This window comes from Catenovulum maritimum (assembly GCF_001050375.1).
Classification (GTDB): domain Bacteria; phylum Pseudomonadota; class Gammaproteobacteria; order Enterobacterales; family Alteromonadaceae; genus Catenovulum; species Catenovulum maritimum.
This window is the reverse complement of the sequence record NZ_KQ130488.1, coordinates 23,186-35,392: the sequence shown is the minus strand read 5'-3', so window position 1 is coordinate 35,392 and position 12,207 is coordinate 23,186. Positions and strand designations below refer to the sequence as shown.

At 38.7% G+C, this 12,207-nt stretch carries 11 protein-coding genes; 3 read left to right on the top strand and 8 right to left on the bottom strand.

Annotation, left to right across the window (positions count from 1 at the left end; translation table 11 throughout):
• The first annotated feature begins 125 nt into the window (after positions 1–125).
• Together XM47_RS08605 and XM47_RS08600 are read left to right on the top strand one after the other, a co-directional pair.
• A complete protein-coding gene (locus tag XM47_RS08605) occupies positions 126–542 on the top strand; it encodes a LexA family protein (protein ID WP_048691655.1) in 417 nt (138 codons plus the stop codon).
• Positions 530–1,780: a Y-family DNA polymerase gene (locus XM47_RS08600; RefSeq protein WP_048691653.1), complete on the top strand. Its 1,251-nt coding sequence runs from the start codon at positions 530–532 to the stop codon at positions 1,778–1,780. Before XM47_RS08605 ends, XM47_RS08600 begins: the two co-directional genes overlap by 13 nt.
• Before the next feature lie 89 nt (positions 1,781–1,869).
• Here XM47_RS08600 and XM47_RS19460 read toward each other — a convergent pair whose 3' ends face one another.
• The 3 genes from XM47_RS19460 to XM47_RS08585 form a co-directional block, all read right to left on the bottom strand.
• The gene (locus XM47_RS19460) at positions 1,870–3,285 is read right to left on the bottom strand and encodes a family 43 glycosylhydrolase (RefSeq protein WP_053084532.1); all 1,416 of its coding nucleotides are present in this window, start codon (positions 3,283–3,285) and stop codon (positions 1,870–1,872) included.
• 275 nt (positions 3,286–3,560) lie between these two features.
• Positions 3,561–4,310, bottom strand: coding sequence for a rhamnogalacturonan acetylesterase (locus tag XM47_RS08590; RefSeq protein ID WP_172656515.1), 750 nt, complete (start codon positions 4,308–4,310; stop codon positions 3,561–3,563).
• A gap of 81 nt (positions 4,311–4,391) precedes the next feature.
• Positions 4,392–5,915: a glycoside hydrolase family 28 protein gene (locus XM47_RS08585; protein WP_172656514.1), complete on the bottom strand. Its 1,524-nt coding sequence runs from the start codon at positions 5,913–5,915 to the stop codon at positions 4,392–4,394.
• 272 nt (positions 5,916–6,187) lie between these two features.
• On the opposite strand from XM47_RS08585, the gene XM47_RS08580 reads away from it, so the two are divergent.
• Complete coding sequence (locus XM47_RS08580) at positions 6,188–7,162, top strand: alpha/beta hydrolase (RefSeq protein ID WP_048691650.1); 975 nt, start codon at positions 6,188–6,190, stop codon at positions 7,160–7,162.
• 269 nt (positions 7,163–7,431) lie between these two features.
• On the opposite strand, the gene ahcY is transcribed toward XM47_RS08580, so the two are convergent.
• From ahcY to argR, 5 genes are all read right to left on the bottom strand, one after another.
• A complete protein-coding gene (ahcY, locus tag XM47_RS08575; RefSeq protein WP_048691648.1) occupies positions 7,432–8,796 on the bottom strand; it encodes an adenosylhomocysteinase in 1,365 nt (454 codons plus the stop codon).
• 67 nt (positions 8,797–8,863) lie between these two features.
• Positions 8,864–9,859, bottom strand: a complete 996-nt coding sequence (locus XM47_RS08570; RefSeq protein ID WP_048691647.1) for an adenosine kinase — start codon at positions 9,857–9,859, stop codon at positions 8,864–8,866.
• 124 nt (positions 9,860–9,983) lie between these two features.
• Entirely contained in the window at positions 9,984–10,964 is a 981-nt protein-coding gene (locus XM47_RS08565) for a cobalamin biosynthesis protein CobD/CbiB (RefSeq protein WP_048691645.1), read from the bottom strand.
• 15 nt (positions 10,965–10,979) lie between these two features.
• A complete protein-coding gene (mtnN, locus tag XM47_RS08560) occupies positions 10,980–11,675 on the bottom strand; it encodes a 5'-methylthioadenosine/S-adenosylhomocysteine nucleosidase (protein ID WP_048691644.1) in 696 nt (231 codons plus the stop codon).
• A gap of 31 nt (positions 11,676–11,706) precedes the next feature.
• Positions 11,707–12,174 (bottom strand): transcriptional regulator ArgR, encoded by a 468-nt coding sequence (argR, locus tag XM47_RS08555; protein WP_048691642.1) that lies wholly within the window; start codon positions 12,172–12,174, stop codon positions 11,707–11,709.
• Between the last annotated feature and the right edge of the window lie 33 nt (positions 12,175–12,207).

Below are 12,207 nucleotides of genomic sequence, written 5' to 3'. Positions count from 1 at the left end.
TCAATCAAGCAAGCAAGTTATTATTCCACATTGGGGCTATTTATTTATACCTGCAGCAAGTTTAGGTGAAATAAATCTTCTTTGCTATTATACTGTTTTTATATACAGTTAATTTGGCGGGTAAAATGAAAGTCGTTCCTATTTATGCGAGTGCTGGCATTGTTGGTTTTGAATCGCCGGCAGCTGAATACACTCAGTTAGGTTTGTCTTTAGATCAACTACTGATTAAGCATCCAGAAGCTACCTTTATCGGCATTGCCTGCGGTGATTCAATGCAAGGGGTTGGAATTTTCGATAAGGATTTACTGATAGTTGATAGAGCAGTTAATACTAAGCAAATGAGTGTGATTGTCGCCAATTACAACGGGGAGTTTATTTGTAAGTTATTAGATAAAAACCGTCGTGTTTTACTATCGGCGAATACAGTTTATAAGCCAGTTTCTATTTCTGAAATAGATGAGTTTAGAATAGAAGGCGTCGTTGTATGTTCAATTAGAAATCACGATATGCCATTTCATGAGTTAACCGAATGTATGCGTTAGTCGACGCTGTCTCTTTTTACGCTTCAGCTGAAAAAGTATTTGATCCAAGCATACGTCATAAACCTGTTGTTGTGCTCACAAACAACGATGGCTGTATCTGCGCGGTCTGCCCAATTGCTAAAACTTTAAATATCCCAAAATTTGAGCCTTACTTTAAGTTAAAAAAGTATTTAGATCAGCATAATGTTGTGGTGCGTTCTTCAAATTATGAACTCTATGCTGATTTATCCGCCCGAATGATGGCTGTGATTGGACGATTCTGTTCGGAGCAACATGTTTACTCAATTGATGAATCCTTTTTATTATTTAGTCAAAAATTAGGTAATTGGCGTGAATACGGTGAGCTGATCCGCAGCACGGTATGGCGCGAAACTAAGTTACCTGTAGGCGTTGGTTTTGGCATGACTCCAACTTTGGCTAAAGTCGCTAACCATGCCGCTAAAAAGTTAGTTGGCTTTAATGGAGTTGCTGTTATTGATAACTTGGAACAAGCTGAATACATATTGAAACAAATGAAGCTGGCAGATATTTGGGGAATTGGTTCCAGGTTATCTAAACGCTTAGCTTTACTTGGTTTATCTAATGCGTGGGAGCTTGCTCAACAAAGCGCTAAAAAAATGCGAGATTTCCATTCTGTGGTATTAGAAAAAACGGTACGAGAGCTGAATGGCGAAGTTTGTTTTAGTTGGGACGAAGTTAAACAACCCAAAAAAGAAATCTTTTCAACACGAAGCTTTGGCCAAAGAGTTACGGATAAATTTAACCTTAACTCAGCATTAATTACCCATGCTGATATTATTGGACGAAAATTAAGACAACAAAATTCAAAGGTGAAAAGGTTATTAATATTTGCTCATACCTCTCGGTTTGATCCTGCCTATATAAAGCGAGAATATATACACGATTTCGTTACACCAACCAGTGACAGTTTAAATATTGCCAATGCAGTTTCAGCCTTGGTCGATCAAATTTATTTGCCTAACATTCAATTTTATAAGTGCGGCTTGGGAGCACTAGAGTTAGTTAATGCTAGTTTCACTCAGTTTGATTTATTCGAATTGAGTAGAGAAAAAGATTTGTTGATGCGTTCTTATGATGCAATTAACCATAAATATGGGCAAGGTACTTTATATATTTCAAGCGCAGAGCAAGTGAGTCAATGGAAAATGCGTAGGGCTTTATTATCGCCTCAATATACAACTCGATGGTTGGATATTCCCAAAATAAGATGCATTTAACTTGATGTGTTTATTTAGCTAGATTAATAGTAAAAAACACCGAGAGAAAAAGGGCACATAATATGTGCCCAGTCAGTTTATAGCCTAAATTAATAGCGTGGCCAGCCGCTAGAATCCCAGTTTAATGTGCTAATCAATAGCTTAGGTGTGCCATTATCATTTGCATCGTAAGCATGACGAACAATAACGTCTGTGTTTAAGATGTCTTGGCCTCCAGGACCAACCCAAACATTGTTACCCGCATCTAAAATAGAGCCGCCGCTGCTCATCATATCTACCCCGTTTTTATCTAAATATGGGCCTCTAATGTCTGTCGAACGACCGTAGGCAATTTGGTATGTACTATCGACACCAGCACAACATTTTCCAATAGACACAAATAGATAGTAATAACCTTGTCGGTAAATAACGGTCGGCGCTTCAATACCGCCAGAACGGCTTGCTAAAGAATACAAAGAACCATAAGGTTTCATTGTTATGGGATTAATACGCTTGAGCTTTATCCCAGAGTTCCATGAACCAAAAACTAGCCAAGGAGCCCCGTTTTTATCTAGCACTAAATCGGGATCAATAGCGTTATAATTGTTACTATTTGTAGTATTAACAACGACACCTTCGTCTTGCCAATCACCAGCAGAAACACTAGATGCTGAAGCTAAACCAATAGCAGATACGCGAGAACCAAAAGTTGAAACCGAGTAATACAAGTAAGCACGTCCATTATAGTGTTTGAGCTCTGGAGCCCAAATATCCATACCATCATGCTCAGGTACATATTGTTGCCACCAGTTTAAACCATTTGGAAAAATGGGAGCTGCGCCATTCCAATTTACACCGTCAGAAGACCACTTTCCATAAATGCCAGGTCCAGTTTGAAATAACCACCAAGTACCATTTTCATAACCAATTGTTGGGTCATGGGTAACAAGATTACCTGATAATGCCCAGTGGTTAGCAGCGCCATTGGTTGTTGAAGGGTCCCAAGGTGCATTTTCTATGCTGCCGACTTTAGTCATAGTCCAACGTTGGGCATTATTACCTGAATATTGCCATTGGCCTATATTAGCGCCGTTATCAGTCGAAAAGCCTAGTAAATCTAAGGCCTTACCACTATTTTTATTGACTAAGTAATATTCATTATTACCTAGATCATTCACTTCCCACTTTTGCGCATCACCACCCCAGTATTCCCATTGGGTAACATTTCCGCCATTCTCTGTGTCGAAGTTATAAATTTCCATCGCTTTACCACTGCTTAAATTAATAAGTGAGTAGTAACCGTCATCTGTTGGGGTAACCAACCATTTTTGAGTGTCGTGACCATTACTTGGCCACTGATTAATATTTGCGCCGTCACTTGCGTTTGCGCCGCCAACTTCTACTAACTGCCCTGTATGTTTTGAAGATATTGTGTAAACGCCGCTGTCTATTGCACAAGATTGCCAGCTCGCGAATGATAATAAACCACAAGCGAAACCAAACATTGTATTGCGTGCTGAGTGCATGGAGCCTCCAAAAACTTTTATGATTATAGGATTAAGGTTGTAAGAAATATGTTTTTAATGTTAAAAACAATAATAAGATACTATAGTATTATTATTTATCAAGGTGAAAGTGTTATTTTTATTGGATGTATTACTGCTCGTGGCTTTGAAATGAACTGAATGCTCGTGTGTGATTGAGGTTTGATGGCAGGAAATATACTAAATTACAGAATGTTATTGAGTAGGGCATGAACAGGCGTCTCCACTCTGTTCATGCAAGCAGTTTGCATTTTATTTTAAAGTTGAAAAAAGTTAGCCAGAGGCTGGATGGATTTTTGTTGTAACTCGGTAACGACGAGTTTAGCTACTTCAATGGCGCCTGTTTTTGAAAAATGGGTTTTATCTATTTTACCTTCGGGATATCTAGGATGTTCGCCCGGTTTCACACTCATATATAATACAGCCGATTTTTCAGGGCCATATTCTAGTAATAAAGCACAGCTGGTTTTAAACAAATCGATTAAAGGTGTGTTAGTTTCTACTGCCGCTTCACGCACTAAACTTGGGTATATACCATGAGCATCTTTCAGTTTACCTTGGTTGTCGAAGTAGCGTCGCATCACAGGTGTAATCAGCACTGGATGAGCGCCTTTAGCTTTTACCTCTTGAGTAAATCTTATTAAGTTTGCCTTGTAATCTACAGGTGCGGTATACCTTTCTTGTTTTTGGTATGAGGCATCATTATGACCAAATTGAATTAATACCCAGTCGTCTTTCTTGAGCTTATCTAATATGGTTTGCCATCTTTTTTCTGAGAGAAAAGTTTTAGTGCTGCGTCCCCCTTTGGCATGATTTTCTATTTTTAGCGCTGAGTTATCCGAGAGATAAATGGGAAGCAATTGCCCCCAGCCAAAATCAGGCCCTCGCTCGGGATCTACGTCTTGCATAGTTGAGTCTCCTGCTAAAAATAAAGTAGTAGCAGAGACTTGTATTGATTGGGTTAAGCAAATCAGAGTGAATATAATTTTAAATATGGATTTAGTCATTATCCGGATTCCATTTGTTGTTATGACAACCCCAGAGCAGGGCATCACTCTGGGTCGTTAGGACTCGCCTATTCAAAGGGGTTAAATAGGGGAGTCTGGGGCTGGAAATTTTATAAATTTAGCTTCTGGGCAAGCGATTGCTTCTGCAGGCAGGCTTGAGTTATCTGTTACGCTGATTGAGTCTGATTCAATAAATGGGAAGTTAACTGTGCCCCTTGTACCAATTGTGTATTCTATGTTGTGATGATGCTTATCGCGTACAATAGGTTGAGTATCAAAGACAATATTGTCGAGTGTAATTTTTAGTGGGTTGACCAATTGGTTATTTTTATAACCACTAAAGTTAATTTTTGCCTTATTGTATTTTGCACCAGGGTAATCAACGTAATGGAAGTTTTTGACTTTTATATCGAACATATTTGGAGGTAAATTAGTCTTTTTAGTTGAGCTATAATATGGGCTAAAAACTAAAGAATCTTTGGTTCTACGCATACAAACATCTTGATATAAAACATTACTAATATTGCCACCTCGCTTGCCATCCGATTTAATTCTGATGCCAACGCCATGACCACTGTCTTGGCCATCTAGCACTAAATTCCATACTTTTATATTATGAACACCAGCGTCGGTTTCACTACCAATTGACATACCATGACCGTAATAAAAGTAGTTGTGTGCGTATAAGTGGTTTTCGGTCGCGGGACGATTAGATTCTTTGCCTGATTTTATCGCGACATTGTCATCACCTGTGCTGACAAAGGAATAAGCTAAGGTGACATTTTTGCTGGTTCCTGGATCAATACCATCGGTATTTTTAACCAACTCAGGGATAAAACAGGTGCTCGGTTTATCCAGTTTTCCTGGGCGAGGTAAATCTTCTTCTGCGCATTGGTAACCTGGGTTGGTATAAGCGAGTGAAGGCGTTAATAATTTAACACCCCAAGCGATTAAGCCATCTACGCGTTTGCTGCCTACGTGAAACTTAGCCGCATTTTGTAGGTTTATTTTATAAAAAGTAAAGTCTTTACTGTCGTCAATTTGGATCATTCTTGGATTGTTTTGCTCAAGTTTGACTTTGGCTTTACTTTGCATTGAAAGATCCCACCAAGTTGTTTGATATGCCCTGTTACCAGAGGTTAAAACCGATCCGCCTCTAGCATCGAGTGTACCTTCACCAACAATGCCGCTATTCACTGTATTTTTGGCATAGATCCAAGGTTTACATCGATTTTTAATTTTTGGCAGGGCGTCACCGCAAACGCCATCGCCTAAGTCGTAATCAGCTGGGCTGCGAGACGCGAATAGTTTTACTTCTTTATCTACCCACAATGTCACTCCAGAAGGTATGGTGAAAGGGCCAGATAAAAAGGCGTTATTGCCTTGCTGATCTTTAACAAGTTTAACCGCGGAACCAGCAGGGCAGTTATTTAATGCTTGTTGTAATCGGTTTGAATCGGGTGATGAATCTTTAGGGTCTTGATCAACTTCGTCCGCTAAAACCCAATTAGAATATTTTAGTTTTGCAGATAAGTTTATGCAGACGTTTGTGGGTAACTTAGGTTCATCCGGGAGCAGGGCATCTAACTCAGTATATTGGGTCATATTTTTTACCGGTGCTGCTGAATTTGAACAAGCGGTAAGTCCTAAAATGAATAATAAGGAAGTTAGCTGTTTGGTTTTAATGGACATATAAAGCCTTAGATATTTTAGGATGTATAGTGAAGACTACATCTTGTTAACATTAATTGTATTTTAACTGATAAAAAACACAAATGCTACCGGTGGCATATTTTAGATTTATCATTATAATATACTTTCTCTATTATTTAGTAATAAGCACTAACAAAGCTGCAACACATTTTAGCGAGAAATTTATGATTAAAATTTTCCAACTAGCAAACTTAGCGACGGTCTTGACTGCCCTTTGCTTAAATGCATTTGCCTACGAGGTAAATGATAGTTATACCGTGTCCCAGCGATATGAAAAGTATAAAAAGTTACAGCCTGATTTGGTTTTGCCTAAATTAGAATTAAATCAGGGAGCTCAGATGTATTTTGATCTTCGTTATGCTAAAGAGGGTAAGCGAGAACTACACCTTGATATTTTTAGGCCTGCGAGCAAATCTAATGAGCTTAAACCAGCTATTGTTTTAATTCACGGTGGTGGTTGGATGTCTGGTAATAAATCGCATATGTATGGACTGGCAATTAAGCTTGCTAATATGGGTTATGTCACCATACCGGTTGAATACAGGCTATCACCTGAGTCTACTTACCCGACAGGGTTACGCGACATTAACAGAGCGATTAGCTGGGTAAAACAAAATGCTCATTCTTATAATATTAACCCTAAACTCGTTGCTATCGCTGGTGGTTCATCTGGAGGACAAATGGCCGCCTTACTAGCAACTACAAGTCAAACAGGGCTTTATAAAAATGACACTGATAACACGGATCTATTTGCCGTTATTGTGTTAGATGGTGTGATAGATTTTACTGATCCACTTGCATTATTGTATGAAAATAAAAAAGCGGGTCACTCGGCCGCAGCACTTTGGTTAGGCGGTTCATACCAAGAGCTTCCTCATATATGGCGGCAAGCTTCAGCTTTGACTCATGTTTCAAATAAAACACCCGCAATGCTTTATTTGAGTAGTGGCCAACTTAGGTTTCAGGCGGGACGTGAAAATTTATTTAAGGCGTTAGATAAATTCAAAATCGCTCATAAAACTTATTTTTATAATGATGTAATTCATACTTTTTGGCTATTTGAACCTTGGTTGTCTGATTCTGTCGGTAAGATAGACCAATTTTTACAACAGCAGATAAGTTTGATAAAAGGTAGTTAACACCAACTTGGGGTAACAACTTGCTTTTTAATCGCCTTTTGCCGATAACTGAGTTGGATTCGCCTAATAACCAGCTACTAGGTACGTAAATTAGCTTTGTTCTAAGAAAATACTTCTCAAGAAAGAAAACAATAACATCAATGATTTAATGGGGTTGGTTAATTTCTTATATGGAGTTAAGGAAAATTGTAGGGGCTATAAAAAAACCTTGGCGCTAACAGCGCCAAGGTTTTTAAGATGTCATTTTGATAGTTTAAATCAGCTATCCATTAGTAGCGGTATGTCTCAGGTTTAAATGGACCTTCTACTGTTACACCAATATAGTCTGCTTGTTTTTCAGTTAGTTTAGTAACAACACCACCGAAACCAGCAACCATGTAAGCTGCAACTTCTTCATCTAATTGTTTAGGTAATACTTCAACTGTAATTTTAGCTGCTTTTTCTGCCGCTGGTAAATCAGCAAATTTTTCACCGAATAAGTGAATTTGAGCTAAAACTTGGTTCGCAAACGAGCCATCCATAATACGTGATGGGTGACCTGTTGCGTTACCTAAGTTAACTAATCGACCTTCAGATAATAAAATTAAGCAGTCGTTAACATCGTCGCTGCGGTAAATTTTGTGAACCTGTGGTTTAATTTCTTCCCATTTCCAGTTTTCACGCATGAAAGCTGTATCGATTTCGTTATCGAAGTGACCAATGTTAGAAACAACAGCGCCAGATTTAAGCGCTTGTAACACGTTCTTGTCACATACGTTAACATTACCTGTTGTAGTAACGATTAAGTCAGTTTTGCCTAAAATAGCTGTGTTAACGTCTTCTAATTTACCTGTATTGATACCATTGCTGTATGTTGATACAACTTCAAAGCCGTCCATACAAGCTTGCATTGCACAGATAGGGTCAACTTCTGTTACACACACTATCATGCCTTCTTGACGTAAGCTTTGTGCAGAGCCTTTACCTACATCGCCGTAACCAATTACTAGCGCTTTTTTACCAGATAATAAGTGATCAGTACCACGTTTAATCGCGTCGTTTAAGCTGTGACGACAACCATATTTATTATCGTTTTTAGACTTAGTAACAGAGTCATTTACATTGATAGCTGGTACTTTTAATTCGCCCTTTGCTAACATTTCTTGTAAACGGTGAACACCCGTAGTTGTTTCTTCAGTTACGCCATGTATGTTATCTAGTAGCTCTGGGTATTTGTCGTGTAAGATTTGAGTTAAGTCGCCACCGTCGTCTAATACCATGTTTGCGTCCCAAACTTTACCGTCTTTATTGATAGTTTGTTCGATACACCATTCGTACTCTTCTTCTGTTTCACCTTTCCAAGCGAACACAGGTACACCAGCAGCAGCGATTGCCGCAGCAGCATGATCTTGAGTTGAGAAAATATTACAAGATGACCAGCGTACTTCAGCACCTAATTCAACAAGTGTTTCAATTAACACACCAGTTTGAATTGTCATGTGAATACAACCTAAGATTTTTGCACCTTTTAATGGTTGCTCTGCTTTATATTTAGCTCTAATTGCCATTAATGCAGGCATTTCGCTTTCTGCGATAGTTAATTCTTTACGGCCGTAATCAGCTAGGCTGATATCTGCTACTTTGTAATCTGTCATTTAGATTAACTCCAGTTTGTTGAGTTTTACTGGGCCTAACACCGCAGTAATTTAAATTTAAGTAAACTTATACTTTTGCTAACAGCGCTTGTTGCGCTGCTTTAGAAATTCTTGGGCCAAATTGGGTAACTACTTCGGCGGCTGCTGCACAGGCTAGTGTGGCAGATTTTTCAGCGTCCCAACCTTGTGCTGCACCGTATAAAAATGCACCAGCAAACATATCACCAGCACCGTTGGTATCTACAGCTGTCACTTTTGGTGATTCTACTTGAGTTACTGAATCTTGGGTATAAACACTTGCGCCATTTGCACCTTGGGTGATAGCGACTTGTTTAGCTTTATCGAGCAGTTTCGCTGCAGCTTTAGCTAAATCTGTTTCATCAGTATAGGTCAGTGCTTCTTCTTCGTTACAGAATAATAAATCGATTTTTTCATCACCTAATAACTCAGTTAAACCATCTTTAAAATATTTAACCATAGAAGGGTCAGAAAAAGTCATCGCAATTTTACACTGGTTAGCTTTTGCTTGCGCTTTAGCTTTTTGAATCGCTGCTTTAGCGGTTTCAGATGTAACTAGGTAACCTTCAATATATAGGTAATCAGATTCAGCTAGTTCTTCTAAAAATAATTCATCTTCAGACAAATCAGCTGTAATGCCTAAATAAGTATTCATAGTACGCTCTGCGTCAGGCGTAACCATCACCATGCACTTACCAGTTTGACCGGTTAAGCTTAACTCGTTAACTCGGATATTAACGCCAGCTTGTTTTAGGTTATCTACGTAAAATTCACCCGTTTCGTCATCGCCAACTTTACAAGCATAAAATACATCACCGCCAAATTGAGCAATACCAACCATGCTGTTAGCTGCTGAACCACCGCCAACTCGTTTGATTAAACCGAATTCAGCTTTTAATTTAGCTAATAAATCTAAGTGTTGCTGTTCGTCTAATAAGGTCATTAAGCCTTTTTCTATGCCTGCGGCAGCTAAAAATGAATCTGTTACTTCAAACTCTTTGTCGACTAGAGCATTTCCTAGGCCATAAACTTGGTATTTACGCATTTTATTCTCTTGTATTGTGATATTTGGTCGTGTTTTTGTATCGTTTCACTCTAAAAACTATACGCAAAGGTCGATTTTAAATTTTAGTTGTAAGTTATAGCTAAAATTTAACCGATCCGCGAAGTTATACAGATAAAAATTGGTTGCAGATCATAACTATGCTGACGCTAATTACAATCATTATTAGCCAAATAAGGTTAGATTGATAAATTTGTTTAATTGCATCTTGAATATCTTTCACTTGAACTTGTCGATATTGGCTGATTTGCGGCCTGCGTATTTTACGATTGCTATATTTAACTGCACCACCTAGCTGTACTTTTAATGCTTGGCTCATACCTGCTAAGGGTGAAACTGAAAGCGAAAAAGGCCAATCTTTGGTGACAGATTCTTCTAATTTTATCCAGCCTGAAATGCCTTTACCTAGACAGTAGCTAAAGCCTGATAGCTTGAGTGGTAGATAAGCTAAAACATTGACACAGCTTCTTACAGGTAAACCAAAATGTTTAAAGCTGGAGTTTTTGGTGTTCCACACTTGGCTTAGTTCAAGCAGAAGTCGGTAGCTTAGCGCTATCCAAACGCCACCTAACAAAAACCAAAAAATTAAACCATGGGTGTAATAGCTATTTCTTAAAGTTAAAGATTCAATTGAGGCTTTGGTTATGCCTAATTCAGATAACGAAGTAGTGTCCCTTAGTACCCATTTATCAAGTCTATCTCGAGCCAGCATTTTTTGTTGCTTTGTTAAGGCTTTAGCAACTCGTTTATGATCATAAATACAAGGGTAGAGGCTTAAGCATAGCCAAAATAAAAAACCTTCAAATACATAGGGAAACTCGATGAGTGGCATAAAAAATATACCAATTAAGACTAAAGGTAACACCCAAGCTAGCGCAGCTAAAGCGCCAGAAATAATGAGTTGAGAGCTATGCCGATTCGGATCTGGATTAACTTTATCTGCCAATCTAATCGCCACTAAGCGGAAAAAGTACAGCGGATGAAATTTTTCTCCCATAGGTAAAAAATAGTCTAATGTCATGACTAAAATTATGCTGATGCACCTAACTGCATATTCGGGGAGCTCGGGTAAGTTAATCAAGTCCATTGAGATCAAAACGCCTTAATCACAAAGCTTGATAAAATCAGTGACTAATTTTGATGAATGTTTAGCTGCTTGTTCTAGAAAGGTTTCAAAACTTAAATGAGAAGACTTGCCTGCAATATCTGACAAGGCTCTCACGACAACAAATGGGGTTTCAAATTGAACGCAAACTTGAGCAATTGCTGCTGCTTCCATTTCCACCGCTATCATTTGTGGGAAATGATGACGAGCGGTTGCGACTTTATCTGGACATGCCATAAAACTGTCGCCCGAGCAGATTAAACCAACTTCGGCTTGTAGTTCACTTTGTTCTCTTGCGGCTAGTAATGCTTTTTCGATTAATTCTAGAGATGATTTAAATGCAGCTGGAAAATTAAAGCCTTGGCCTATTTCAAAGCCAAATGCGGTTAAATCAACGTCGTGATGTCTCACTTCGCTAGAAATGACGAGGTCGCCTATATTTAAATGACTGGCAAAGCCACCAGCTGAGCCTGTATTTAACACAAGGTCTGGTTTAAAGTTGTCGAGTAAAATACTGGTAGCCATGGCCGCTGCGGTTTTACCCACACCCGATTGCACGAGTACAATTTCTTTACCTTCAATTTGCCCAATGAATATTTGGCAAGGGCCATGTTGTTGAGTTTGTAAATGAGTAATTTGAGATTTTAAAATCGCAACTTCTTGCGCCATAGCGCCGATAATACCGATTGTCATTTGCTAGCTTTTACCTTTGGCTTAATTAAAGTTACACATCTTCAAAAAATGATTCGATTTCTTGTTTGGTTTCTAATATTTTGCTGGTATCGACAGGCGCAATAAAAATAGTATCGTCTCCTGCTATTGTTCCTAACACACCATGTGATTTGTTTAACGAATCTAGCATGCGAGCGATAAGCTGAGCAGCACCAGGTGACGTTCGAACAATGATCATAGCTTGATTGTAGCTAACGTCCGAAACTAAGTTTTTTAATGGACTTTCGGTGTGTGGCATTGCCAGCTCAGGAGGTAGGCAGTAAACCATTTCTTGCTTTGCATTACGAGTTCTAACTGCACCAAATCGAGTTAGAAGTCTGGATACTTTAGACTGACTAATGTTGTCATAGCCTTGGCGCTTTAACTCTTCAACTATATCTGCTTGAGAAGAGCAAATTTCATCCTTTAAAATGCTTTTAAAACTACGAATCAAAGGCTCTTGTTTATCTTGGTAACTCACGTGTATATCCTGTGCTAGCTAATTAGCTAGCAG